Below are 25,365 nucleotides of genomic sequence, written 5' to 3'. Positions count from 1 at the left end.
CATGGCCAGAACCCAGCAAGAGCGCCGCGAGACCACCGTCGCCGGATTGCTCGACGCCAGCATTGCCACCATCGCCGAGATCGGCTACGCCCGGGCGTCGGCCAAGGTGATCGCCTCGCGTGCCGGGGTCTCCGACGGGGCGTTGTTCCGCCACTTCGGCACCATGGGTGATTTCATGGCGGCCACCGGTCGCGAGGTGCTGCGCCGTCAGCTGGAGCTGATCGGCAAGCAAGTGGCGGAGATCCCGGTCAACGACTCGGCGCTGGAGAAGGTGTTGACCTTGTTGCGCGATCTGACGGCAAACTCCAACAACGCGGTGGTCTATGAGTTGCTGATCGCCGCACGCACCGACGAGAAGCTGCGGACCACGCTGTCCGAGGTGTTGGACGAATACGGTGCGAAGATCTACGACACCGCCCGTGGATTTCCCGGTGCTGACGCATTTCCCGAGGAACTGTTCCCCAACGTGGTTGCGCTGCTGACCAACACCTTCGACGGCGCTGCGATCGTGCGGACGGTGCTGCCTCAGCCCGAGATTGAGGCTAATCGCATTCCGTTGCTGCTGAAGCTGTTTGAGGATTGGTCGCAGAGCCGGACACCCTAGGCGCTCTCGTCGGTGGTGTGCATGGCATCAACACCCGTTGTGGCGCGGGCCGTGGCGTAGTCGACGAAGTCGGCGATCTCGTCGACGGCCCGTCGGGCATCCGGGTTGAAGTCGAAGGTGAGCTGGAACATGTGCAACGCCCGGTCCCAGATCTGAACCCAGTTCGGCACATGGGCGGCGGTGAGCTTTTCGGCCAGCACGAAGGTGTCGTTGCGCAGCATCTCGTTGTTGCCGACCTGCAGCAGGAACGGGCCCAGGCCGCGCAGTTCAGCCTCTGGGGGCATCACCGGCAGCTCGCGGGTTCCGTTGACGGTCGCGTAGACCCGGTAGAGGAACATGAACGCCATGAACGGGAAGAACGGGTCGCGGTGGGTGCGCGCGGCCTGTCGTTTGATCTCCATGTCCGACGACGTCAACGCCGACATCAGCACCTGACCGGCGGGTGCGGGCAGGCCGGCGTCGCGCGCCGCTACCGCGGTGTTGGCCGCCATCAGTCCACCGGCCGAATCACCGGCAAACACAATGCGATCCGCGGTGAATCCGGCCTCCAGCACCGTCCGGTAGGCGCACAGTCCGTCGGCGACCGCCTCTTCGATGCCGGCCAGCGGCGCCAAGCGGTAGCCGACGTTGAACACCTTGGCACCGGTGGCCGCGGAGAGCTTGCTGGCAAAGCGGCGGTGCGAATTGAGGCCCAGCGTCACCAGCGCCGAGCCGTGGAAGTAGACGATCACCCGATCCGAGTCCCGGGCGACCGGGGCCACCACCCACTCCGCGGGGCAGTCGGTCAGCCGCAGCGGCGTCACCTCGGTGCCCGGCAGCGCGCGGATGTAGCGCATCGGTTGGTCGATGAGATCCAGGCGCGCCCGCTGCATCCCGGCGGGCCAGATCCGGTTCATGACCATGCCGATGACCGTCAGCACGGCGATCGAGGTGCGCAGGAAGACCAGTGCCGCCAAGCCGAGCAGCCGAGCCTGCCAGCTGGCCGGGCCGAAATACGTCTCCGCCGGTCGATCGCGCCATTCGGGAGGGTTCACGGTACCCAGGGTATCGGGTAGTCGGGGGATGCGGGAACGTGGACACCGTGACGCACATCGCTGTGCCGTCGTAGCGTGGAGTGGTGACTGCACCGAACACCTTGCCCCGTACCCTCGGCGAATTGCGCGCCGCCGGCCACCGTGAGCGGGGGGTCCGACAGGAAATCGCCGAGAACCTGCTGGCGCGACTGGCCGAAGGGGCGGAGGGCGACGCGATCTGGCCCGGCATCCTGGGCTTTGACGACACCGTGCTGCCGCAGCTGGAGCGGGCGCTGATCGCCGGCCACGACATCGTGTTGCTCGGCGAACGCGGTCAGGGCAAGACGCGGCTGCTGCGGGCGCTGACCGGGCTGCTCGACGAGTGGACCCCGGTGATCGCCGGTGCTGAGCTCGGCGAACACCCGTATTCGCCGATCACCCCCGAGTCGATCCGGCGGGCCGCTGACCTCGGCGACGACCTGCCGGTGACGTGGCGGCACCGCAGCGAGCGCTACACCGAGAAACTGGCCACCCCGGACACGTCGGTGGCCGACCTGGTCGGCGACATCGACCCGATCAAGGTCGCCGAGGGCCGAAGCCTGGGCGACCCCGAAACCATCGCCTACGGTCTGATCCCGCGGGCGCACCGCGGCATCGTCGCCGTCAACGAGCTGCCCGACCTGGCCGAGCGTATCCAGGTGTCGATGCTCAACGTGATGGAGGAACGCGACATCCAGGTGCGCGGCTACACCTTGCGCCTGCCGCTGGACGTGCTGGTGGTGGCCAGCGCCAACCCGGAGGACTACACCAACCGGGGCCGCATCATCACCCCGCTCAAGGACCGGTTCGGCGCCGAGATCCGCACCCACTATCCGCTGGAGCTCGACGCCGAGGTGGGTGTGATCGTTCAGGAGGCACACCTGAGCGCGCAGGTGCCCGGCTACCTGCTGGCGGTGATGGCCCGCTTCGCCCGCTACCTGCGCGAGTCGCGGTCCATCGACCAGCGCTCCGGGGTGTCGGCCCGGTTCGCCATCGCCGCGGCCGAAACGGTGGCGGCGTCGGCGCGGCACCGCGGCGCGGTGCTCGGCGAGACCGACCCGGTGGCCCGCGTCGTCGACCTGGGCACCATCATCGACGTGCTGCGCGGCAAGCTGGAATTCGAATCCGGCGAGGAGGGCCGCGAGCAGGCGGTGCTCGAACATCTGCTGCGCCGCGCTACCGCCGACACGGCATCGCACGTGCTGGGCGGTTTGGACGTCGGGTCGTTGGTGTCAGCGGTGGAGCGGGGCGCGGCGGTCACCACAGGGGAGCGGGTGTCGGCCAAAGATGTGCTGGCCGCGCTGCCCGAGTTGCCGATCGTCGACGAGATCGCCGCCCGGTTGGGCGCGGAATCCGACGGTGAGCGGGCCGCTGCCCTGGAACTGGCCCTGGAGGCGCTGTATCTGGCCAAGCGGGTGGACAAATCATCCCAGGATGGCGAAACCGTATATGGCTAAAAGGCATTCATCACGGTATTCGGCGTACACCGGGGGGCCGGACCCGCTGGCTCCGCCGGTCGATCTGCGTGAGGCGCTGGAGCAGATCGGGCGCGACGTGATGGACGGCACCTCACCGCACCGGGCGCTGCAGGAACTGCTGCGGCGCGGCACCAAGACGACGCCGGGCGCCGACCGGCTGGCCGCCGAAGCCAACCGGCGGCGGCGAGAGCTGCTGCGCCGCAACAATTTGGACGGCACGCTGGCCGACATCAAACGCCTGCTCGACGAGGCCGTGCTGGCCGAGCGCAAAGAGCTGGCGCGTGCCCTCGACGACGACGCCCGGTTCTCCGAACTGCAGTTGGAGGCGCTGCCGTCCTCGCCGGCAAAAGCCGTGCACGAACTCTCCGAATACCAGTGGCGGTCCGCGGAAGCGCGGCAAAAGTACGAGGAGATCAAGGATCTACTCGGCCGGGAGATGCTCGATCAGCGCTTCGCGGGCATGAAGCAGGCGTTGGAGGGCGCGACCGACGAGGATCGCCAGCGGGTGGCCGACATGCTGGACGACCTCAACGACCTGCTGGACAAGCATTCCCGCGGTGAGGATACCCCGCAGGATTTTCAGGACTTCATGGACAAGCACGGCGAATTCTTCCCGGAGAACCCGCGCAACGTCGACGAGCTGCTGGATTCGCTGGCCAAGCGGGCTGCCGCCGCGCAGCGGTTCCGCAACAGCCTGTCCGCCGAGCAGCGAGCGGAGCTGGATGCGCTGGCGCAGCAGGCATTCGGATCACCGGCGCTGCAGCAGGCGCTGTCGCGGCTCGACATGCATTTGCAGGCGGCTCGTCCCGGTGAGGACTGGACCGGCTCCTCGGAGTTCTCCGGGGACAACCCGCTGGGGATGGGGGAGGGCGCGCAGGCGCTGGCCGACATCGGTGAGCTGGAGCAGTTGGCCGAGCAGCTGGCACAGAGCTACCCCGGTGCGAGCATGGACGACGTGGACCTCGATGCGCTGGCCCGCCAACTCGGCGATCAGGCCGCCATCGACGCCCGCACCCTGGCTGAGCTGGAACGCGCCCTGCTCAACCAGGGATTCCTGGACCGCAGCTCCGACGGCCAGTGGCGCCTGTCGCCCAAGGCGATGCGGCAGCTGGGCCAGACGGCGCTGCGCGATGTGGCCCAACAGCTGTCCGGCAAGCGCGGCGAACGCGACCACCGTCGCGCCGGGGCGGCCGGCGAGTTGACCGGTGCGACCCGGCCCTGGCAGTTCGGCGACACCGAACCCTGGAACGTGACCCGGACACTGACCAACGCGGTGCTGCGTCACGCGGGAACCGCACGGCTGGACCAGGCCAGTGGTCCGATTCGGATCAGCGTCGACGATGTCGAGGTCTCCGAAACCGAAACCCGCACCCAGGCCGCGGTTTCGCTGCTGGTCGACACCTCGTTCTCGATGGTGATGGAGAATCGGTGGCTGCCGATGAAGCGCACCGCGCTGGCGTTGAACCATCTGGTCAGCACCCGGTTCCGGTCGGATGCGTTGCAGATCGTCGCGTTCGGCCGGTACGCACGCACCGTGACACCGGCCGAGCTGATGGGTTTGGAGGGCGTCTACGAGCAGGGCACCAACCTGCATCATGCGCTGGCGTTGGCGGGGCGTCATCTGCGCCGGCACCCCAATGCCCAGCCGGTGGTGCTGATCGTCACCGACGGGGAGCCGACCGCACACCTGGAGGACAGCGACGGCGACAGCGGCCCGGGGGTGTTCTTTGACTACCCGCCGCACCCGCGCACGATCGCGCACACGGTGCGCGGCTTCGATGACGTGGCGCGGCTGGGCGCGCAGGTGACGATCTTCCGGCTGGGTGATGACCCTGGGCTGGCCCGCTTCATCGACCAGGTCGCCCGCCGCGTCGGAGGTCGGGTTGTGGTTCCGGATCTGGACGGCCTGGGGGCCGCCGTGGTCGGCGACTATCTGGGCTCACGGCGCCGCCGGTCGCCTTAGGCCGAGCAGACGCAAATGTGCCCTAAAACCGCGGTTTTAGGGCACATTTGCGTCTGCTCACCAAGGAGCTAGGACGCCATGCGCGCCTGCGACAGCAGGGTATCGATGCGAGCGACCAAGCCGGTTGGGTTGCCACGGATGTCCTCGACGGTCATCGGCAGTGTCGTCCATCCGCGTTCGAGGAGTCGGGCGATTTTCAGACGATCGTGGATCACGGCGTCGGGGCCGACATGCCAGTCCACGCTGTCGTATTCGGCTACCAACATCGCCTCCGGCCAAGCGAAGTCGACCCGCCACAGCTTGCCGTAGCGATCGACGATGCAGTATTGCAGCTCCGGCATCGGCAATCCGCCGTTGATGAACACCAGCCGTGCTTCACTCTCCATGGGTGACTCGGCGCGGCCATCGGCGATCTCGATCAATTCCCGCACCTTGACGATGCCGCGGCGGCCCCTGTGTTCGCGGATGGTGGCCTGCAACTCGCCCGGTGTACAAGCACCGATGTGCAGCGCCGCGTCCAGCGTGGCCAAGGCGCGCGGCCTCCACAATGTCCGCGCGAGTTCGATGGCTGTCCATGCCGGGGCTGTGGCCAGCCGACCTTCGACTCGGCGCAGCGGTGCGCCTACCCGTTGGTGCACCATGAGATTCCGCGACGGCCGCATCCGTACACCGGGGTCTAGGACGTGGAGCCGCGCGGCGTTTTCGGTATCGAATCCATACAGCGCCGCGGCGGTATCCATGCATGCTGTCATCGGCTGGCCAGCGGTGAGGTCCAGTGCTGCCAGCCGTTCCAGCAGATCGAGTTCACCGTAGGAATAGACCCCTTGCCAGACCCGGATGAGTCGGCCGGATTTCACATGGTTGGCCAGGGCCCTGGCGCCCATGATGTCGAGCAGCTGTTGCCTGGTGGCGAATCGGTCCATGCGATGCATGGTGGCGCGAGTGGCGACGGACCGATAGTCACCCTGTGGATAGGTGCCGAGCAGACACAAATGTGCCCTAAACCTGCAGGTTTAGGGCACATTTACGTCTGCTCGGCCTAAGACTTGCGCCGCCGGTTCTTGCGCTTGATGCCCACGCCGCCCCACAACGAGAACCCGCGCACCTTGACGGTCGGAGCGCCCGGGACCCCTTTGCCCTCGACCTCGTGATCGAAGCCGCCCATCACTCCACGGCCCTTGATGTCGACGTTGACTTCCGGCGGCAACAAGATGGTCTGCGCGCCCATGATCGAATACGCGTTGATCTCGACCTCGGTGGAGGTGAAGTCGGCGTAGCGCAGATCGATCACGCCGCCGCCGAACAGCGAGAAGGTGGTCAGCCGCTTGGGCACGTTCCACCGGCCACGGCGCTCGAAAGCGCTGGTGATGGCCACCAACACCGAGGACGGCGCGGGTTGGTGGGCGCCGCCGCGGCTGGGGCACACCGCCGAGCCGGGCAGGTCGGCGCGCAGCCGATCCAACTCGTCGTAGGTTTGGGCCGCGTACGCCCTGGTGAGCCGGTCCTCGTATTCGCTCATCGGTAACCGGCCACGGGCGGCGGCGTCGCTGAGCAGCTGCGCGATCTGGATGCGGTCAGTATCGGCCGCCTGTGGCCGATCCCGCTGCGTTGGCTTGCTCATCAATTACGAGCCTACGACGAGTGCAGCGAACTGCAACGTCGGTTGGCAAAACTGCAGCATCGTTGTTATCTGCCGCTCAGCCTCACCCGCGATCAGTCCGGCAGCCCCAGCGTGGTGGCCAATGTCGCCGCCCACTGCTTGGCGATCGCCTGCCGGCGCATCGAGTCGTCGGTCAGCACGTCGGCCAGGCCCAGCCCGCGGGCCAGGTCGAGGGTGATCTGCACCAGGTGGTGGGCCAGCGGGTCGTTGTCGTCGACGCCCAGCGCACGCACCGTGGCCCGGTGCGTCACCCGACCGAAGCGAGCTTCCAGCGGCACGATCCGCTCCCGCAGCACCGGGTCGGCGGCCGCGTTCGTCCACACCTGCAGCGCCGCCTTGAAGAACGGACTGGCGAAGGACTCCAGCAGGCCGGTGATCACGGCCTCGGTGCTCTGCGCCCCTTCGGCCTGGGTGAGGGCGGTCAGGATGCGGGAATCGAACATGTACTCCAGCGCCGCCAGGAACAGGTCCTCGCGGGTCGGGAAGTGGTGCTGGGCCGCACCGCGGGACACCCCGGCGCGTTCGGCGACGACGGCCACCGTTGTCGCCGTCCAGCCCAGCTCGGCCAGGCACTCGATGGTCGCCTCCAGCAGACGCTGGCGCGTGGCGCGACTGCGATCCTGCTTGGGCTCGCGGATCGTTGTCACGCTAGGCACCTCCCTGATCGGCTCGGGCTACTGCGCCCAGCGGGGCGGTCGCTTCTGCAGGAAGGCCATCATGCCCTCGCGCACTTCCTCGGTGCCGAAGAAGCTCGCCGACCGCGCGGCGAGTTCGTCGGCGGAGCGGTCGAACTCGGCGAGCAGCGACGCGGTGGTCAGCCGCTTGCTCTCCGCCAAGCCCTGCGGGGATCCCTTGCGCAGCGCCGCGCAGATGTCGGCCAGCGCGGCAGCGGGATCGTCGGCGGCCACCGTGATCAATCCGATCGCGGCGGCCTCGGAGGCGTCGAACGTCTCCCCGGTCAGGTAGTAACGATCCGCCGCCCGCTGGCTCAGCCGCGGCAGCAGCGTCAGCGAGATCATGAACGGTGCGAGCCCGAGGCGCGCCTCGGTGAGCGCGAACGAACTGCCCCGCCCGGCGACGACGATGTCGCAGGCGGCGACGATGCCCATGCCGCCGGCCCGCACATTGCCGTCGATCAGGGCGACAACCGGTTTGGGCGTGGCCACGATCACCCGCAGCACGTTGAGCATCCAGCGGGTCCGGTCATCGGCGGCCTTGGCCGGGTCGGTGTTGCTGGCTTCGGACAGGTCGGCGCCGGCGCAGAACGTGTTGCCGGTGTGTGTCAGGACGATGCCGCGCACCGCAGGGTCGGCGGCCGCCTGCTCGAGCCCGCCGAGCAGCTCGGTGACCAACCGCGTCGACAGCGCGTTGCGGTTGTGCGGAGAGTCCAGTGTCAGCGTCGCGAAGCCGTCCGCGACGTCGTAGCGGACGTACGGGCTTTCGGTATCGGTCATCTCAGTAGGACTTGGGCAGTCCGAGGCTGTGCTGGGCGACGAAGTTGAGCACCATCTCGCGGCTGACCGGCGCGATGCGGGCGATGCGGGCGGCGGCCAGCATCGAGGCCAGGCCGTACTCCTTGGTCAGACCGGAGCCGCCGTGCGTCTGGATCGCCTGGTCGAGCGCCTTGATGCTGGCTTCGGCGGCGGCGTACTTGGCCATGTTGGCGGCTTCGGCCGCACCGAACTCGTCGCCGCTGTCGTAGAGCACCGCGGCCTTCTGCATCATCACCTTGGCGAGCTCAAGCTCGATCTTGACCTGAGCGAGCGGATGCGAAATCCCTTGGTGGGCACCGATGGAGGTCTTCCAGACGGCGCGTTCCTTGGCGTACTCGACGGCGCGGTCGATCGCATAGCGACCCATGCCGACGGCCATGGCCGCACCGAGAATGCGTTCGGGGTTCAATCCGGCGAAAAGCTGTGCGATCGCGGCGTCTTCGCGGCCGACCAGCGCGTCGGCCGGCAACCGCACGTCGTCGAAGAACAGCGAGTACTGGTGATCCGGCTCGATGATGTCCATCTCTTGCTGGGTTTTCACCAGGCCCTCGGCGTCGGTCGGCATGATGAACAGCGCCGGACGCAGGTTGCCGGTCTTGGCGTCCTCGGTGCGGGTCACCACCAGAATGGCCTCGGCCTGATCGACACCGGAGATGAAGTGCTTCTGCCCGCGGATGATCCAGTCGTCGCCGTCGCGGCGCGCGGTCGTGGTGATCTGGTGCGAGTTGGACCCGGCGTCGGGCTCGGTGATCGCGAACGCCATCTTGGTCGAGCCGTCGGCCAGCCGCGGCAGCCACTTCTGCTTTTGGGTGTCGGTGCCGAACTTGGTGATGATGGTGCCGCAGATTGCCGGCGACACCACGACCAGCAACAGCGCCGCGCCGTTGGCGGCCATCTCCTCTTGGACCAGCGCGAGTTCGTAGATACCGGCCCCGCCGCCGCCGTACTCCTCGGGCAGGTTGACGCCGAGGAAGCCGAGTTGGCCCGCCTCATCCCAGAGTTCGGTGAGGGCCTCACCCATCCGGGCTTTCGGCAGCACGTAATCGCGGTAGTTGTACTTCTCGGTCAGCGCCGCAACCGCGGTGCGCAGTTCCTTCTGCTCAGCTGTTTCGATGAAGCTCATTGGATCTCCTCATTTGCGCTGTTTTCGACGACGGCCAGGACGGCGCCCACGTCGACCTGCTGGCCGACGGTGACGTCGAGTTCGGTGAGCACTCCGGCCGCCGGGGCGACGATCTTGTGCTCCATCTTCATGGCTTCGATCCACAGGATCGGTTGGCCGGCTTCAACGGTGGCGCCGACCTCGGCACCCAGGCGGATGACGGTGCCGGGCATCGGCGCCAGCAGCGACCCGGCCGCGACATGTTCGGCAGGGTCGACGAAGCGCGGCAGCCGCCGCACGCTGACCGGCCCGAGCGGGGAGTCGACGCACACCAGATCCCCGTAGCGGGCGATCGCGAAGCGGCGGCGCACGCCAGAGACGTCGGCCACCACAAGCTGCGGGGTCGCCTCGACGATGCTGAGCCCCGGGAGGCCGTCAATCTCGACACCGCCGCGGGTGATCCGGTAGGCGACGTGATGTGTTCCCGTCGTCCGGCTTTCGTAGGACTTGCTCTGCGGTTGCGACGGTAGGTTGCGCCAACCGCTGGGCAGTCCGGCGCCGACGCGCGCGGACGAGCGGTTGACCGCAGCGTCGGCAAGGGCTGCGGCAGCGATCGACACCGCCTCGTCCTCGGCGCTGACCAGCGGGGCGGCCAGCGCATCCAGGCCGTGGGTGTCGAAGAACGCGGTGTCGGTGTCGCCGGCCAGAAACGCCGGGTGCCGCAGAACCCGCACCAGCAGATCCCGGTTGGTGACCAGGCCGTGAATCCTGGCTCGCTGCAACGCGGTTGCCAGCAGATGCGCGGCCTCATCGCGGGTCTGGGCGTAGGAGATCACCTTGGCCAGCATCGGGTCGTAGTGCACCCCGACCACCGACCCGTCGACGACACCGCTGTCCAGACGTACCCCGTCGCGGTCCAGCACACCGAATTCCGTTGTGGTATCGGGGATCGCGATGTGCTCGACGGTGCCGCTCTGCGGCTGCCAGTTGTGCGCGGGGTCTTCGGCGTACAGGCGGACCTCGATGGAGTGTCCGCGCAGCGCGGGCGGCGTTGCCGGCAGCGGCCTCCCCGCGGCGACCTGCAACTGCAGTCGGACCAGGTCGAGGCCGGTGGTGCATTCGGTGACCGGGTGCTCGACCTGCAGGCGGGTGTTCATCTCCAGGAAGAAGAAGTCGCCCTTTTCGTCGGCGAGGAACTCGACGGTGCCGGCGCCTTCGTAGCCGATCGCTTCGGCCGCCAGGCGGGCCGCGTCGAACAGCCGGTCACGCATCCCGTCGATCTTCTCGACCAACGGCGACGGTGCCTCCTCCACCACCTTCTGGTGGCGGCGCTGGATCGAGCATTCCCGTTCGCCGACCGGCCACACGGTGCCGTGCGTATCGGCCATCACCTGGACCTCGATGTGGCGGCCGGTCTCCAGGTAGCGCTCGCAGAAGACGGTCGGGTCGCCGAAGGCCGATTCGGCCTCGCGGCGGGCGGCGATGATCTGCTCGTCCAGATCACCGAGCGCGCGAACCACCCGCATGCCACGCCCGCCGCCCCCGGCCGACGCCTTGATCAGGACCGGCAGGTGCGCTTCGGTGACCTCGGCGGGGTCGAGTTCGGCCAGCACCGGTACCCCGGCGGCGTCCATCATCTTCTTGGACTCGACCTTGCTGCCCATCTGCTCGATCGCCTTGACCGGCGGACCGATCCAGCTCAGACCCGCATCGAGCACCGCCTTGGCGAACGCGGCGTTCTCCGAGAGGAATCCGTAGCCGGGATGGATGGCGTCGGCGCCGGCCGCCCGGGCGGCGGCGATGATCAGCTCGCCGCGCAGATAGGTTTCGGCGGGGGTGTTGCCCGGCAGGCGGATCGCGGCGTCGGCGGCCGCGACATGCGGTGCGTCGGCGTCGGCGTCGGAGAACACCGCGACGGTGCCGATGCCCATGGCGCGACAGGTCGCGAAGACGCGGCGGGCGATCTCACCGCGGTTGGCGACCAAGACTGAGGTTATGGGCATTTCACTCACATCCTGAAGACGCCGAAGCGCTCGGCGCCCTTGATCGGTTCGGTGGCGATGGCGGACAAGCACATTCCCAGGACGGTCCGGGTGTCGCGTGGGTCGATGACACCGTCGTCATACAGCATCCCGGACATGAACATCGGCAGCGATTCCTTCTCGATCTGCTGCTCCACCATGGCGCGCATGCCGGCGTCGGCGGCTTCGTCCCAGGCCTGTCCGCGGGCTTGCGCGGCGGCCTTCCCGACGATCGAGATCACCCCGGCCAGCTGCGCACCGCCCATCACCGCGGACTTGGAACTGGGCCAGGTGAACATGAATCGCGGGTTGTAGGCCCGACCGGACATGCCGTACGCCCCGGCCCCGTAGGACGCGCCGATGACCAGCGAGATGTGTGGCACCGTCGAATTGGAGACGGCGTTGATCATCAGCGAGCCGTGTTTGATGATGCCGCCCTGCTCGTATTCCTTGCCGACCATGTAGCCGGTGGTGTTGTGCAGGAACAGCAGCGGGGTGTCGTAACGGTTGGCGAGCTGGATGAACTGGGTGGCCTTCTGCGCCTCCTCACTGAACAGCACCCCGCGGGCGTTGGCGAGAATGCCGATCGGGTAGCCGTGCAGCTGCGCCCATCCGGTGACCAGGCTGCCGCCGTAGAGCGGCTTGAACTCGTCGAAGTCGGACCCGTCGACGATTCGCGCGATCACCTCCCGTGGATCGAACGGGATCTTCAGATCCGACGGCACGATGCCCACCAGTTCCTCGGAGCTGTAGCGCGGCTCGAGCACCCCGGCCCGCGGCGCCGGCCCGTGCTTGCGCCAGTTGAGGCGCTTGATGATCAACCGGCCGATCCGGATCGCGTCCTGCTCGTCGACGGCGAAGTAGTCGGCCAAACCCGAGGTGCGGGCATGCATTTCGGCGCCGCCCAGCGATTCGTCATCGGACTCCTCGCCGGTGGCCATCTTGACCAGCGGCGGTCCGCCGAGGAAGACCTTCGACCGTTCCTTGATCATCACGACGTGATCGGACATGCCGGGGATGTAGGCGCCGCCGGCGGTGGAGTTGCCGAACACCAGCGCGATGGTGGGGATGCCGGCCGCCGACGCCCTGGTGAGGTCGCGGAACATCTGCCCGCCTGGGACGAAGACGTCCTTCTGGGTGGGCAGGTCGGCGCCGCCGGATTCCACCAGCGAGATCACCGGAAGCCGGTTCTCCCGCACGATGTCGTTGATGCGCAACGTCTTGCGTAGCGTCCAGGGGTTCGAGGTGCCGCCCTTGACGGTGGGGTCCGGCGCCACGATCATGCATTCGACGCCCTCGACGATGCCGATGCCGGCGATCGTCGACGCTCCGACGTGGAACTGGCTGCCGTAGGCGGCCAGCGGACACAACTCGAGGAACGGCGAGTCCTCGTCGATCAACAACTCGATGCGTTCGCGCGCCGTCAGCTTGCCGCGCTCGCGGTGCCGGGCCACCTTGTCCGGCCCGCCGCCGGCGATGGTCTTGGCCAGCTCTGCTTCCAGTTCACCGAGTTTGGTGTTCATCGCCTCGGCGGCGGCGCGGTATTCCTCGGAGTTCGGGTCGAGGCCGGATTTCAAGATTGTCATTGGTACCCCAAGAGTTTCGCTGCCAGCATGGTCATGATCTCGTCGGTGCCGCCACCGATGCCGATGATGCGGAAGTCGCGGTAGATGCGTTCCACCTCGGATTCCCGCATGTAGCCCATGCCGCCGAACAGCTGAAGCGCCTCGTTGACCACCCACGCGCCGTTCTGCACGGCGGTGTTCTTGGCAAAGCAGACCTCGGTGATGAGGTTGGTCTCACCGGCTTCGGCGCGCTCGACGAGCGCGCGGGTGTAGACGCGGGCGACGTCGACCTTGCGGGCCATCTCGGCCAGCTTCATCTGCACGTGCTGGCGGCTGATCAGGGGGCGGCCGAACGTCTCGCGGTCGCGGCACCACGCCACGGCCAGATCCAGGGCGCGCTGGGCGTGCCCGTAGCCCAGCACCGCCAGGCCGATGCGTTCGGACACGAACGCCGCGGCGATTTGCGCGAAGCCGCTGTTCTCCTGCCCGACAAGGTTTTCCACCGGAACGTGGGCATCGACGAAGGACAGTTCGGCGGTGTCGGAAGCCAGCCAGCCCATCTTGTCCAGCTTGCGCGACACGGTGAATCCCGGGGTGTCCTTGTCGATGACCAGCAGCGAGATGCCCGCGGCCCCCGGTCCGCCGGTGCGCACCGCGGTGGTGACGAAATCGGCGCGCACACCGGAGGTGATGAACGTCTTGGCGCCGTTGACGACGTAGTGGTCGCCGTCGCGTACCGCGGTGGTGGTGAGGTTGTTGACGTCCGAGCCGCCGCCGGGCTCGGTGATGGCCAGTGAGCCGATCATGTCGCCGGCCAGGGTCGGCTTGACGTAGCGATCGATCAGCCGCTGGTCGCCCGACGCGGCGATGTGCGGGCAGGCGATCCCGCAGGTGAACAGCGAAGCCCACAGCCCACCGGAGACACCGGCGTAGAGGGCTTCTTCCATCAGGGTGACTTCGTCGATCCGGGTGCCGCCCGACCCGCCGACGGTCTCCGGGAAGGCCAGCCCGAGCAGACCCAGTTCGCCGGCCTTCTTGTGCAATTCCCGGGGCAGCTCGCCGTCGCGCTCCCAGCCGTCCAGCTCGGGCAGGATCTCGCGTTCGACGAAGCCGCGCACGGTCGCCCGCAGCGCGGTGCGCTCGTCGTCAATCCAGGTCACGGCAGCAGCTCCTCCGGAATGTCGAGGTGACGAGACCGCAGCCACTCTGCGAGTCCCTTGGCTTGCGGATCGAACCGGGCTTGGTAGGCCACGCCCTTGCCGAGCAGCCCTTCGATCACGAAGTTCACCGCCCGCAGCTTCGGCAGCACCGTGCGGGTCACCCTCAGGGCCGCCGCCTCCGGCAGCAGGCGCTTGACCTCTTCGACGGTCAGCGCGTGCACCAGCCAGCGCCACTGATCGTCGGTGCGCACCCAGACACCGATGTTGGCGTTGCCGCCCTTGTCGCCGCTGCGGGCCGCGGCAATCGTGCCCAGCGGCACCCGCCGCGAACCCGCCGACGGCAGCGGATCGGGAAGCTCCGGCGCCGGCACCTCGGCCAGCGGTCGGGTGTCGGTGCCGGGGGAGATGTCCACCCGGGTGCCGTCGGGCAGCACCGCGATGTGCGGCACCGCGTCCTGGTCGACGAAGCCCGCGCTGAACACGCCGTACACCGATCCGTTGCCGGGCATGGCGGTGAACGAGCAGCCGGGGTAGCTGGCGAGGGCGAGCTCGACGGCGACATTGGAGAAGGCGCGTCCCACCTTCTCCGGGTCGGGGTCGCGCACCACGCAGCGCAACAGCGCGCTCGCCTGCTCCTCGGTGTCGGCGTCGGGACGATCCAGCCGGGCCAGGGTCCAGTCGATTTCGGCGGGCCGCACCGGCAGCCACGATTCCAGCTGCTTTTGGGCGAGCTCGGCCTTCGCCTCGATGTCCAGCCCGGTGAGGATGAACTCCATCTCGTTGCGGAATCCGCCGAGGGTGTTCAACGACACCTTCAGCTGCGGTGGCGGCGCCTCGCCGGTGACGCCGCCGATCCGCACCCGATCCGGGCCGTCCTGGCTGAGCTGGATGCTGTCGAGGCGGGTGGTGACGTCTGGTCCGGCGTAGCGCGCGCCCTGGATCTCGTACATGAGCTGGGCTTCGACGGTGTCGACGGTGACGGCGCCGCCGGTGTTGTGGTGTTTGGTGATGATGCTGGAGCCGTCGCGACGGATCTCCGCGATCGGGAAGCCCGGCCGGCTCAGGTCGGCGATCTCGGTGAAGAACGAGTAGTTGCCGCCGGTGGCCTGGGTGCTGCACTCGATCACATGCCCCGCCACGACGGCACCGGCGAGTTGGTCGTAGTCGGTGCGCCCCCAGCCGAAGTGCGCCGCGGCGGGACCGACGATGACCGAGGCGTCGGTGACACGTCCGGTTACCACAACGTCGGCCCCGGCGTGCAGGCATTCCACGATGCCCCAGGCGCCGAGGTAGGCGTTGGCCGCCAGCGGGGTCCCGAGGTCCAACTCGGCGGCGCGCGCGGTGATGTTGTCGCCCTCGACGTGCGCGACGTTGACCGCAAGGCCCAATCTGTCGGCGAGCTCGCGCAATTTGGCGGCCAGCCCGGCCGGGTTGAGCCCGCCGGCGTTGACCACGACCTGTACATCGCGGTCCAGTGCCAGACCCAGGCAGTCCTCCATCTGGCGCACGAACGTCTTCGCGTAACCCAGGCCCGGGTCGCGCATCATGTCCCGGCCCAGGATCAACATCGTCAGCTCGGCGAGGTAGTCACCGGTGAGAACGTCGAGGTCGCCGCCTTCGAGCATCTCCCGGACCGCGCTGATGCGGTCGCCGTAGAAGCCCGAACAGTTGCCGATGCGGATCAGGTCCGGATCGGCGGCAAGATCGCTCATGGCGTGGTCTTTCCGGTCGAGGTGGCCTGCGGGGGGCTTGACCAGGTCTGCGCCTGGGTGTCGTCCGCGGACGAGTTTTGCAGCGGCCCCGAAAAAAAGCAAGCACGCATGCTTGCTTTTGCGTTTTTCGTTGACCCTGCGCCTGCGGCGCGGACGTTCGGGTAACCCGCGCCGTGGCCGCAGAGTCACCGCCAAGCCCCGCCATTTTGGAACCGACGCTGGTCACCGGCTATCCTGGTTGCAATCGTCGGCGCTGGACTGTGCGCGGCAACACCGGTTGTAAGGAGAAGCTCGATCATGGCTGTGCCGAAGCGCAGGATGTCGCGTTCAAACACCCGTTCCCGCCGTGCGCAGTGGAAGGCCGAAGCCACCGGCTTGGTCAACGTCAACGTGGCCGGCCAGGCGCACAAGGTGCCCCGGCGGCTGCTCAAGGCCGCCCGTCTGGGCCTCATCGACCTCGACCGTCGCTGACTTCCCGGCCTCGGCTAGGGCGCGCCTCTTAGGTCGATCACAGGCGATGGGTTAAGACTGTTTCCCGTGCGCATACTTGTCGTCGACGATGATCGCGCGGTGCGGGAGTCACTGCGTCGATCCCTTTCCTTCAATGGTTACTCGGTAGCACTGGCGACCGACGGCGTCGAGGCTCTGGACGCCATCACCGCCGACCGTCCGGACGCCATGATCCTGGACGTGATGATGCCGCGGCTGGACGGCCTGGAAGTGTGTCGTCAGCTGCGCAGTACCGGTGACGACCTGCCCATTCTGGTGTTGACCGCGCGCGACTCGGTGTCGGAGCGGGTGGCCGGCCTCGATGCGGGCGCCGATGACTACCTGCCGAAGCCGTTCGCGCTCGAAGAGCTGCTGGCGCGGATGCGGGCACTGTTGCGGCGCACCTCGCCGGACGCCTCGGGTGACTCCGCGCCGATGACGTTCACCGACCTGACGCTGGACCCGGTGACCCGCGAAGTCACCCGCGGGGATCGTCACATCAGCCTGACCCGCACCGAATTCGCGCTGTTGGAGATGTTGATCGCCAATCCGCGCAGGGTGCTGACCCGCAGCCGGATCCTCGAGGAAGTGTGGGGGTTCGACTTCCCCACCTCGGGCAACGCGCTGGAGGTCTACATCGGGTATTTGCGTCGAAAGACTGAAGCCGAAGGGGAGTCGCGCCTGATCCACACCGTGCGCGGGGTGGGTTACGTGTTGCGTGAGTCATCGCCCTAATGTCGGTGCTGCGGCGGAGCGATCGGCGCCGCTCCGGCGGGTCTCGTTCCGGAAGGTCCCTGTCCCTGCGCGGGCGGGTGATGCTGATGGCGATGGCCATGGTCGCGATGGTTGTGGTGTTGATGGCCGGCGCCGTCTACGCGATCATCTCCACCGCGGTCTACAAGGAGCTCTACAAAGACGTCGACTACCAGCTGGAGATCCGGGCGCGGGTACTGGCCACCGCCATCGCGCGGGCACCTGACCCGGCTCGGGTGATGGAGAGCGCCGCCAACTCCGACGTCAACGTCATGTGGGTGATTCCCGATCGGCCGCCGTGGACGGCGAACCAGGAAGGCCAGCAGGTCCCGGTGGGGGCCCCGGAGCAGGCGGTCATCCGCGGCGAACTGAACAAGTCGCTGCGTACGGCGGCCGGCCAGCGGGTGTTGGCGGTCTACCTGCCCAACGGCAGCGCCTTGTTGATCTCCAAAAGCCTGGAGCCGGCCCACGCGGTGATGATCAAGCTCCGATGGGTGCTGCTGATCGTCGGTGGGGTCGGTGTGGCGGTGGCGGCGGCCGCCGGCGAGATGGTGACGCGTACCGGGCTGCGCCCGGTCGGCCGGCTCACCGAGGCCGCCGAGCGGGTGGCGCGAACCGATGATCTGCGGCCCATCCCGGTGTACGGCAGCGACGAATTGGCGCGGCTCACCGAGGCGTTCAACATGATGCTGCGTGCGCTGGCCGAGTCGCGGGACCGCCAGGCGCGGCTGGTCTCCGACGCCGGCCATGAGCTCAAGACGCCGCTGACGTCGCTGCGCACCAACGTGGAACTGCTGATGGCATCGCAGCGGCCCGGCGCACGCGGTCTGCCGGAGCAGGAAATGGACGAGCTGCGTAGCGATGTGATCGCCCAGATCGAGGAATTGTCCACCCTGGTAGGCGATCTGGTGGATCTGACCCGGGAGGATCGCCGCGAGGTGGTCAAGGAGCCGGTGGACATGTCCGAGATCATCGACCGCAGCCTGGAACGGGCCAGGCGCCGTCGCAACGATATCGAGTTCGACATCCAGGTCACGCCGTGGCAGGTCTACGGCGACGCGCCCGGCCTGTCGCGCGCGGTGATGAATCTGCTGGACAACGCGGCCAAGTGGAGTCCCTCCGGCGGGCGGGTCGGGCTACGCCTGACGCAACTGGATCCCTCGCACGCCGAGCTGGTGGTATCCGACCAGGGGCCGGGGATTCCGCCCGAGGAGCGCCGACTGGTGTTCGAGCGGTTCTTCCGGTCCACCCAGGCGCGGGCGATGCCCGGCTCGGGCCTGGGATTGGCGATCGTCAAACAGGTGGTGCTCCGGCACGGTGGGGCCCTGCGGGTGGAGGACACCGTCCGCGGTGGCCGGCCGCCGGGAACATCGATCTACCTGCTGCTTCCCGGGCGGCTGTTGCCGGCTGGAGCGTCGGCGGCCGCGGATGAGGACGAGCCGGACGACCAGTTTTCGTCGTCCAACAAGCACCGGCTCACCGGCGAGTCGAGCAGCATCACAGGCGGTTCTCAGCCCAGGCGGGCACCTTAGCGCTGCGGCGTGCGTTGTGATGTTGCATCATGCGCCTCGGACGATCGGCGTGTTTGATGCAAGAGTGACCTCGAGAAGTGTGACGAGGACGAGCGACCGTGAGAGAAGAGTGACTTTAGCGCCATGACGAATCATCCGGGGTATTCGCCGCCACCGCAGCCCGAGCACAACACCGGTTCCAACGCGGCCATGCCGTCACCCGAGCACACCGGTCCGATCGGCCAGCCGACGTATCAGAGTCCGTACGACTGGCGCTACGCACCGCAGGCACAGCAAGCGCCCTACGGCTATGCCGCCGCCTACCAGCGGACCCCGGCGGGGCCGGGAGCGCCGGGCCAGTTTCCTCCCCGGCAGCGTTCCCGGGCGGGCCTGATGATGGTGGGTGCGGTCGCCATCGCGGTGGTATCGGCGGGTATCGGCGGAACCGTGGCCACGATCGCGCAGCCCAACCATCACGTGATCGGCGCCGGCCCGGGCGGGTCGGGTCCGGCGGCGGCGCCCGGTCAGCCGGCGGGGGCGAATCTGCCGGACGGCTCGGTGGAGAAGGTGGCGGCCAAGGTCGTGCCCAGCGTCGTCATGCTGGAAACCGACCTGGGGCGCCAATCCGAGGAGGGCTCCGGCATCGTCTTGTCCGACGACGGGATGATCCTGACCAACAACCACGTCGTCGCCGCCGCCGGTAAGGCGCAGGAAACGGGCCGCGACGGGCCGAAAACCACGGTGACCTTCTCCGACGGGAGCACCGCACCGTTCACGGTGGTCGGCACCGATCCGGCCAGCGACATCGCCGTGGTCCGGGTCGAAGGGGTCAAGAATCTGACCCCGATCTCACTGGGCTCCTCGGCAGACCTGCGGGTCGGTCAGGAAGTGGTCGCCGTCGGGTCGCCGTTGGGGCTGGAAGGCACCGTGACCGTCGGGATCGTCAGCGCACTCAACCGGCCGGTGTCGACCTCCGGTGAAGCGGGTAATCAGAACACCGTGCTGGACGCCATCCAGACCGACGCGGCGATCAACCCGGGCAACTCCGGCGGGGCGCTGGTCGACATGAACGGGAACCTGGTCGGGATCAATTCGGCGATCGCCACCCTCGGCGGCGACTCGGCCGAGGCGCAGACCGGTTCGATCGGCCTGGGCTTCGCCATCCCGGTGGACCAGGCCAAGCGCATCGCCAACGAACTGATGAGCACCCCCAACCACGTCGCGACGCACGCCTCGCTGGGGGTGCGGGTCACCAGCGACCGCTCCACCCGCGGCGCGAAGGTCGTCGAAGTGGTACCCGGCCAGGCCGCGGCCAAAGCGGGTCTGCCCGAAGGGGTCACCGTGACGAAACTGGATGACCGCCCGATCGGCGGCGCGGACGGGCTGGTGGCCGCGGTGCGGTCCAAGGCGCCCGGCGAAGCAGTCAAGCTGACCTACGTCGACCCCTCCGGCGCCAGCCAGACCGTCCAGGTCACGCTCGGAACGGCACCGCAGTGACGGGCGTGGGCGAGCCGAGGTCGGTGCTCACCGATACGGTGTCAGCCATGGAAAAGGCAACAGGTTTCATCGGCAGGGCACTGGTGGTCGTGGTCGATGACCGAACCGCGCACGGCGACGAGGACCACAGCGGTCCGTTGGTCACCGAGCTGCTGATCGAGGCCGGGTTTGTGGTCGACGGCGTGGTGGCGGTTGCCAGCGACGAGGTGGAGATTCGCAATGCGCTGAATACCGCGGTGATCGGCGGGGTCGACCTGGTGGTGTCGGTCGGCGGGACCGGGGTCACCCCGCGCGACGTCACCCCGGAAGCGACCTTCGACATCCTCGACCGGGAACTGCTCGGTATCGCCGAAGCGCTGCGTGCCTCGGCGCTGTCGGCGGGAATCGTCGACGCCGGGCTCTCGCGGGGATTGGCCGGCATCTCGGGCAGCACCCTGGTGGTCAACCTGTCCGGTTCGCGCGCGGCGGTCCGCGATGGGATGGCGACGCTGAACCCGCTGGCCGCGAGCATCATCGGCAGGTTGTCGAGTCTGGAAATCTGACGCCGGTGTCCGAGACCGACTTCCCCCGTGAGTCCGCCGATGAACGCGACCCGGACGCCTCGCGCGACGCCGAAGAGCGTGACCGCTGGCTCAAGGACAACGTTCCGCCACATCACGGTTGAGTGATCAGTTAGCTGAAAACACTCCCACGAGTGCAGGTGTGCCGATTAACGTCTGTTTGGGCGGTTGTGCGACCCCCGGTAGTTCATGCCTATTGAAGGGATGCCCTGCATGTTGAAGGGGTTCAAGAGTTTTGTGATGCGCGACTCGGTGATCACCGTGGCAGTTGGTCTGGTGGTCGCGCTGGCTTTCTCGAACCTGGTGAAGGCCTTCACCGACAGCATCATCAACCCGCTGGTCGCTCGTGCACAGCCGGACACCGGTTTCGGCCTGGGTGTTCAGCTGAACCCCGATTGCACCGGCGAGGCGTGCAAGGCGACGTTCCTGGACCTCGGTGCGCTGATCTCGGCGTTCATCTACTTCCTGGTCTTCCTGGCGGTGGTGTATTTCCTGATCGTGGTGCCCTACCGGCACGTCCAGGCCCGGCGCGGCATCGTCGCGTTCGCCGAGGACTCGCCGGCACCGCCGACCAAGGTCTGCGAGGAGTGCTTGTCCGACGATCTGCCCGCCGACGCCCGTAAGTGCAAGTACTGCGGGAGCCTGCAGATCGCCAGTTGAGCGGCGGCTGGACCGTCAGTGCAGGGTGAGTGTCACCGCCTGGGTCAACGCCGCACCGGCGGCGGCGTTCGCCGCGGCGGCCGGCAGCGCAACCAACACCACCCGGCTATCGGGCTGAGCCTGCTGCTTGGCTGACACCACGACCACCACCGCGTTGGCCGCCACTACCCGCGGGGTGCCGTCCTGCGTCGGGGCGGCGTTGTCGGAGCCGGCCAGGATGTCGACGACGTCGCCGGGACGCACCAGGTCGATCAGGCCGGGATCGGCCAAATGCACCGCAACCAGGCGGGCATTCGGGTGGCCTATCGCGGATTCGGCGAGCCGTGGTCCCAGCAGCCGCACGTCGGTGAGCACCTCGCCGCGCCGCGCCGGACCGGCCAGTGTTGCGGCCGCCACCGCAGCGATGTCGGTCTGCGATCCATCCGGAACCGTTGACGCCGAGCGTGTTTCGAGGCGGACATCGTCGAGGCTCAGCGGTGTGCCGGCGTTCAGGTCGTGTGCGGCGACCACCACCTCGGTGCCGTCACCGCGGGTGTCCGGGCGAAGTGCCGCGACGCCGGCCAGCAGCACCAATACTCCGGCGGTGATGCGGCGGGCCAACGCCGTCCGTGTCCAGTGCGGACGTAGCGCGCGGGTGAGCCGGCTGATCAGGGTCGGGTTCAGTGATTCGGCCATGCGGCCACCGTAGGTCTATCGCGCATCCCGCGACGTCGGGGCGACGCTTGGCTGTGGATAACGATGCGTGGCGTTGATCCTGCGCCCAGGGCGGGGTTTTACGCCGAATCCCAGCCCTGAGCGCAGAGTGAACGGATGGCCTAGGACGCGGTGGACGACGCCGGGGTGGAGCTGGTGCTCGCCGCCGCCGGCTTCTCGGTGGACCCGGACTTCTCGCCCGAGCTCGAGCTCGTCCCCGAACTCGACGGGGTGCTGGAGCCACCGTTGATGGAGCTCTTGGTCGAGTCGCGGCTGTCGGTGCGGTAGAAGCCGCTGCCCTTGAACACCACGCCGACGGAGCCGAACAACTTGCGCAGCCGGCCCGAGCACTTGGCACAGGTGGTCAGCGCATCGTCGGTGAAGGCCTGCACCGCATCGAAGCGGTCACCGCATTCTGTACACGCGTAGCTGTAGGTCGGCACGAAATCCTCCGGGTGGTCCAAATCGTTAGCACTCTACCGTTTCAAGTGCCAGAACCGCTATTTTGCGCGTTACATTCCCGTTCGTTCCCTGATCGGCGGGCCCGCTACAGGGCGGCGGCACCCCGGTTCGGGGTCAGTACATCGGTCATCGCGACATCGTGGGGTTCGGCGGGCAGTTCGTCGAACACCTCGTCGTCGCGCACCACCGCCATCAGCCGGGCATCGGGCGCCGCCAACACCAGCGAGCGGTCGTAGAACCCGCCGCCGCGGCCCAGTCGGGTGCCGCGCCGATCGACCGCCAGGGCCGGCACCAGCACCAGATCGGCCTGGGCCAGGGCGGATGCCGGCAACCAGGGCTCGGCCGGTTCCAGCAGGCCGAACCGTGCGGTCACCAGCCGTCCGGGCCGGTACTCGCCCCAGCTCAGCGGCAGTGGGACATCGTCGCTGGTCGTCCGGGCGACCGGCAGCAATACCCGCAGGTCGCGGCGCAGCAACGCATCCAGCATCGTGATTGCCCCCGGCTCGGCGCCCACCGGCACGTACGCGCACACGGTGTGGGCGCCCGCCTGCAGCCCGGCCAGGCCGCCGAGATGGTCCGCCAGGGCGCGTGCCTCGGCGGCGCGCACGTCGTCGGCGACGGTGCGGCGGGCCGCCAGCAGCCGCTGGCGCAGCGCGTCCTTGGTTGCGGTACTCACGACGTCCACGATGACAGCCGCGGCATCGCGTGCGGTTATCGTGTGAGCGTGTCTGCAACACAAGTGCCCATTCCGCGTACGGCGATCGTGCCCGCAGCCGGTTTGGGCACCCGATTCCTGCCGGTGACCAAGACCGTGCCCAAGGAACTGCTGCCCGTCGTCGACACACCGGGTATCGAACTGGTCGCCGCCGAGGCGGCTGACGCCGGCGCTGAGCGGTTGGTGATCGTCACCTCCGAGGGCAAGGACGGCGTTGTCGCCCACTTCGTCGAGGACCTGGTGCTCGAAGGTGCGCTGGAGGCGCGGGGCAAGAAGGCGATGCTGGCCAAGGTGCGTCGGGCACCGGCGCTGATCAAAGTGGAATCGGTGGTGCAGGCCGAGCCACTCGGGCTGGGGCATGCGATCGGCTGCGTCGAGCGCGTGCTGGCCGATGACGAGGACGCCGTTGCGGTCCTTCTCCCCGATGACCTGGTGCTGCCGACCGGGGTGCTGGAGACCATGTCGAAGGTGCGGGCCAGCCGGGGCGGCACGGTGCTGTGCGCCATCGAGGTCACCCCCGAAGAGGTCAGCGCCTACGGGGTCTTCGATGTCGAGCCGGTCGCGGATGCCGACGCTGACGTGCTCAAGGTCGTGGGCATGGTGGAGAAGCCCAAGGCCGCCGACGCGCCGTCGATGTTCGCCGCCGCCGGCCGTTACGTCCTGGACCGGGCCATCTTCGACGCACTGCGCCGCATCGACCGCGGCGCCGGCGGCGAGGTCCAGATCACCGATGCCATCGCGCTGCTGATCGCCGAGGGCCACCCGGTTCACGTCGTGGTGCACCGCGGGTCCCGACACGACCTGGGAAATCCCGGCGGCTACCTCAAGGCTGCGGTTGACTTTGCCTTGGACCGCGACGACTACGGCCCGGAGCTGCGCGAATGGCTCGTTGAGCGATTGGGCCTGACCGGGAACTAGCGCCGACGACGGATCGACGGCAGAAAGGCGCGCATTGCGTTCGGTAGAAGAGCAGCAGAGCCGGGTGTCGGCGGCTGCGGTGGCTCCGAGGCCGATGCGGGTCGCCATTGCCGAAGCGCAGGGCCTGATGTGCGCGGAGGAAGTCGTTACCGAGCGGCCGCTGCCGGGGTTCGACCAAGCGGCCATCGACGGCTACGCGGTGCGCAGCGTCGACCTGGTCGGTGCGGGTGAGTTCGACGACGACGGCGCTCGCGGCGAGCTGAGTCTGCCGGTGATGGGTGTGATCGAGGCGGGGGCGCGCAGCCCCAGCCGCCTGCAGCCGCACCAGGCCGTGCAGGTCCAGACCGGCGCCCCGATGCCGACGCTGGCCGACGCGGTGCTGCCGTTGCGCTGGACCGACGGGGGGCAGTCGCGGGTGCGGGTGCTGCGGCCGGTGCAGTCCGGCGCCTACGTTCGACGCACCGGCGACGACGTCCAGCCCGGCGACGTCGCGGTGCGCGCCGGCACCATCATCGGCGCCGCGCAGGTCGGGCTGCTCGCCGCGGTCGGTCGCGAGCGGGTGCTGGTCCATCCACGGCCGCGGCTGTCGGTGCTCTCGGTCGGCGGTGAACTGGTCGACATCTCCCGCACCCCCGGCAACGGCCAGGTTTATGACGTCAACTCCCACGCCCTGGCCGCCGCGGGCCGCGACGCCGGCGCCGAGGTGAACCGGGTGGGCATCGTCAGCAGTGAGCCGGCCGAACTGCGCGAAGTCGTCGAGGGTCAGCTCAGCCGGGCCGAGATCGTGGTCATCGCCGGCGCGGTCGGGGGTGCGGCCGCCGAGGCGGTGCGCGGAGTGCTCGCCGAACTCGGCGAGATGGAGGTCACCCGCATCGCGATGCATCCGGGGTCGGTCCAGGGATTCGGGCAACTGGGCCGCGACGGCGTTCCGACGTTCCTGCTGCCGGCCAACCCGGTCAGCGCACTGGTGGTGTTCGAGGTGATGGTGCGCCCGCTGATCCGATTGTCGCTGGGGAAGCGGCAGCCGATGCGCCGGGTGGTGCAGGCCCGTACGTTGTCGCCGATCGCCTCGGTGGCCGGGCGCAAGGGGTATCTGCGCGGGCAACTGATGCGCGACCACGACACCGGCGAATATCTGGTGCAGGCCCTGGGCGGGGTGCCCGGGTCCTCGTCGCATCTCCTCGCCACGCTGGCTGAGGCGAATTGTCTGGTGGTCGTGCCGGGGGAGGCCGAACAGATCCGCACCGGCGAGATCGTCGACGTCGCCTTCCTGGCCCAACGCGGCTGAGCGGCCCCG

At 68.3% G+C, this 25,365-nt stretch carries 24 protein-coding genes; 11 read left to right on the top strand and 13 right to left on the bottom strand.

The annotated features are described in order from the left end of the window. Nucleotide 1: 1 nt before the first annotated feature. The gene (locus tag AC5Y36_RS13390; RefSeq protein WP_500041397.1) at nt 2-604 is read left to right on the top strand and encodes a TetR/AcrR family transcriptional regulator; all 603 of its coding nucleotides are present in this window, start codon (nt 2-4) and stop codon (nt 602-604) included. On the opposite strand, the gene AC5Y36_RS13385 is transcribed toward AC5Y36_RS13390, so the two are convergent. Continuing rightward, on the bottom strand, nt 601-1,638 hold the full coding sequence (locus AC5Y36_RS13385) for an alpha/beta hydrolase (RefSeq protein WP_500041396.1): 1,038 nt from the start codon (nt 1,636-1,638) through the stop codon (nt 601-603). The two genes, AC5Y36_RS13390 and AC5Y36_RS13385, sit on opposite strands and share 4 nt — an antisense overlap. Before the next feature lie 80 nt (nt 1,639-1,718). Between AC5Y36_RS13385 and AC5Y36_RS13380 the strand changes: the two genes are divergently transcribed. Both AC5Y36_RS13380 and AC5Y36_RS13375 read left to right on the top strand, forming a co-directional pair. Then, nucleotides 1,719-3,113 (top strand): sigma 54-interacting transcriptional regulator, encoded by a 1,395-nt coding sequence (locus AC5Y36_RS13380; protein ID WP_500041395.1) that lies wholly within the window; start codon nt 1,719-1,721, stop codon nt 3,111-3,113. After that, nucleotides 3,106-5,097: a VWA domain-containing protein gene (locus AC5Y36_RS13375; protein ID WP_500041438.1), complete on the top strand. Its 1,992-nt coding sequence runs from the start codon at nt 3,106-3,108 to the stop codon at nt 5,095-5,097. Before AC5Y36_RS13380 ends, AC5Y36_RS13375 begins: the two co-directional genes overlap by 8 nt. A 68-nt stretch (nt 5,098-5,165) precedes the next feature. On the opposite strand, the gene AC5Y36_RS13370 is transcribed toward AC5Y36_RS13375, so the two are convergent. The 9 genes from AC5Y36_RS13370 to AC5Y36_RS13330 form a co-directional block, all read right to left on the bottom strand. Continuing rightward, nucleotides 5,166-6,020: a type IV toxin-antitoxin system AbiEi family antitoxin gene (locus AC5Y36_RS13370; RefSeq protein WP_500041394.1), complete on the bottom strand. Its 855-nt coding sequence runs from the start codon at nt 6,018-6,020 to the stop codon at nt 5,166-5,168. Nucleotides 6,021-6,136: 116 nt separating this feature from the next. Next, nucleotides 6,137-6,718, bottom strand: a complete 582-nt coding sequence (locus AC5Y36_RS13365) for a DUF1707 SHOCT-like domain-containing protein (RefSeq protein ID WP_500041393.1) — start codon at nt 6,716-6,718, stop codon at nt 6,137-6,139. 92 nt (nt 6,719-6,810) lie between these two features. After that, nucleotides 6,811-7,404, bottom strand: coding sequence for a TetR/AcrR family transcriptional regulator (locus AC5Y36_RS13360; RefSeq protein WP_500041392.1), 594 nt, complete (start codon nt 7,402-7,404; stop codon nt 6,811-6,813). Nucleotides 7,405-7,431: 27 nt separating this feature from the next. Continuing rightward, the gene (locus AC5Y36_RS13355; RefSeq protein WP_500041391.1) at nt 7,432-8,211 is read right to left on the bottom strand and encodes an enoyl-CoA hydratase family protein; all 780 of its coding nucleotides are present in this window, start codon (nt 8,209-8,211) and stop codon (nt 7,432-7,434) included. A 1-nt stretch (nt 8,212) separates the two neighbouring features. Further along, on the bottom strand, nt 8,213-9,373 hold the full coding sequence (locus AC5Y36_RS13350; RefSeq protein ID WP_500041390.1) for an acyl-CoA dehydrogenase family protein: 1,161 nt from the start codon (nt 9,371-9,373) through the stop codon (nt 8,213-8,215). Beyond that, entirely contained in the window at nt 9,370-11,355 is a 1,986-nt protein-coding gene (locus AC5Y36_RS13345) for an acetyl/propionyl/methylcrotonyl-CoA carboxylase subunit alpha (protein ID WP_500041389.1), read from the bottom strand. The genes AC5Y36_RS13350 and AC5Y36_RS13345 overlap by 4 nt, the downstream gene beginning before the upstream one ends. Before the next feature lie 5 nt (nt 11,356-11,360). Next, the gene (locus tag AC5Y36_RS13340; RefSeq protein ID WP_500041437.1) at nt 11,361-12,953 is read right to left on the bottom strand and encodes an acyl-CoA carboxylase subunit beta; all 1,593 of its coding nucleotides are present in this window, start codon (nt 12,951-12,953) and stop codon (nt 11,361-11,363) included. Between the two features lie 2 nt (nt 12,954-12,955). Continuing rightward, on the bottom strand, nt 12,956-14,098 hold the full coding sequence (locus tag AC5Y36_RS13335; protein ID WP_500041388.1) for an acyl-CoA dehydrogenase family protein: 1,143 nt from the start codon (nt 14,096-14,098) through the stop codon (nt 12,956-12,958). Then, nucleotides 14,095-15,810, bottom strand: coding sequence for an acyclic terpene utilization AtuA family protein (locus tag AC5Y36_RS13330; RefSeq protein WP_500041387.1), 1,716 nt, complete (start codon nt 15,808-15,810; stop codon nt 14,095-14,097). The genes AC5Y36_RS13335 and AC5Y36_RS13330 overlap by 4 nt, the downstream gene beginning before the upstream one ends. A gap of 297 nt (nt 15,811-16,107) precedes the next feature. Between AC5Y36_RS13330 and rpmF the strand changes: the two genes are divergently transcribed. The 6 genes from rpmF to AC5Y36_RS13300 all read left to right on the top strand — a co-directional run bounded on the left by rpmF (nt 16,108) and on the right by AC5Y36_RS13300 (nt 21,280). After that, a complete protein-coding gene (gene rpmF / locus AC5Y36_RS13325) occupies nt 16,108-16,281 on the top strand; it encodes a 50S ribosomal protein L32 (protein WP_500041386.1) in 174 nt (57 codons plus the stop codon). Nucleotides 16,282-16,347: 66 nt separating this feature from the next. After that, on the top strand, nt 16,348-17,034 hold the full coding sequence (locus AC5Y36_RS13320; protein WP_500041385.1) for a response regulator transcription factor: 687 nt from the start codon (nt 16,348-16,350) through the stop codon (nt 17,032-17,034). After that, on the top strand, nt 17,034-18,584 hold the full coding sequence (locus tag AC5Y36_RS13315) for a HAMP domain-containing sensor histidine kinase (protein ID WP_500041384.1): 1,551 nt from the start codon (nt 17,034-17,036) through the stop codon (nt 18,582-18,584). Before AC5Y36_RS13320 ends, AC5Y36_RS13315 begins: the two co-directional genes overlap by 1 nt. A gap of 123 nt (nt 18,585-18,707) precedes the next feature. After that, a complete protein-coding gene (locus AC5Y36_RS13310; protein WP_500041383.1) occupies nt 18,708-20,060 on the top strand; it encodes a S1C family serine protease in 1,353 nt (450 codons plus the stop codon). 47 nt (nt 20,061-20,107) lie between these two features. Next, nucleotides 20,108-20,602, top strand: coding sequence for a MogA/MoaB family molybdenum cofactor biosynthesis protein (locus tag AC5Y36_RS13305; protein ID WP_500041382.1), 495 nt, complete (start codon nt 20,108-20,110; stop codon nt 20,600-20,602). A gap of 231 nt (nt 20,603-20,833) precedes the next feature. Next, nucleotides 20,834-21,280, top strand: coding sequence for a large conductance mechanosensitive channel protein MscL (locus AC5Y36_RS13300; protein ID WP_500041381.1), 447 nt, complete (start codon nt 20,834-20,836; stop codon nt 21,278-21,280). 15 nt (nt 21,281-21,295) lie between these two features. Here AC5Y36_RS13300 and AC5Y36_RS13295 read toward each other — a convergent pair whose 3' ends face one another. From AC5Y36_RS13295 to AC5Y36_RS13285, 3 genes are all read right to left on the bottom strand, one after another. Continuing rightward, the gene (locus AC5Y36_RS13295) at nt 21,296-21,955 is read right to left on the bottom strand and encodes an SAF domain-containing protein (protein ID WP_500041380.1); all 660 of its coding nucleotides are present in this window, start codon (nt 21,953-21,955) and stop codon (nt 21,296-21,298) included. 140 nt (nt 21,956-22,095) lie between these two features. After that, nucleotides 22,096-22,416: an FmdB family zinc ribbon protein gene (locus AC5Y36_RS13290; protein ID WP_500041379.1), complete on the bottom strand. Its 321-nt coding sequence runs from the start codon at nt 22,414-22,416 to the stop codon at nt 22,096-22,098. A gap of 104 nt (nt 22,417-22,520) precedes the next feature. Beyond that, nucleotides 22,521-23,111: a 5-formyltetrahydrofolate cyclo-ligase gene (locus AC5Y36_RS13285; RefSeq protein ID WP_500041378.1), complete on the bottom strand. Its 591-nt coding sequence runs from the start codon at nt 23,109-23,111 to the stop codon at nt 22,521-22,523. 63 nt (nt 23,112-23,174) lie between these two features. Here AC5Y36_RS13285 and AC5Y36_RS13280 point away from each other — a divergent pair, with 63 nt between their 5' ends. Together AC5Y36_RS13280 and glp are read left to right on the top strand one after the other, a co-directional pair. Then, complete coding sequence (locus AC5Y36_RS13280) at nt 23,175-24,068, top strand: UTP--glucose-1-phosphate uridylyltransferase (protein ID WP_500041436.1); 894 nt, start codon at nt 23,175-23,177, stop codon at nt 24,066-24,068. 34 nt (nt 24,069-24,102) lie between these two features. Further along, nucleotides 24,103-25,356 carry a molybdotransferase-like divisome protein Glp gene (gene glp, locus AC5Y36_RS13275; RefSeq protein ID WP_500041377.1) on the top strand — a complete coding sequence of 418 codons (1,254 nt, stop codon included), beginning with the start codon at nt 24,103-24,105 and terminating at the stop codon, nt 25,354-25,356. Nucleotides 25,357-25,365 lie beyond the last annotated feature (9 nt).

This window comes from Mycobacterium sp. NGS50 (genome assembly GCF_059812545.1).
This window is presented reverse-complemented; position numbering and strand designations above follow the sequence as displayed.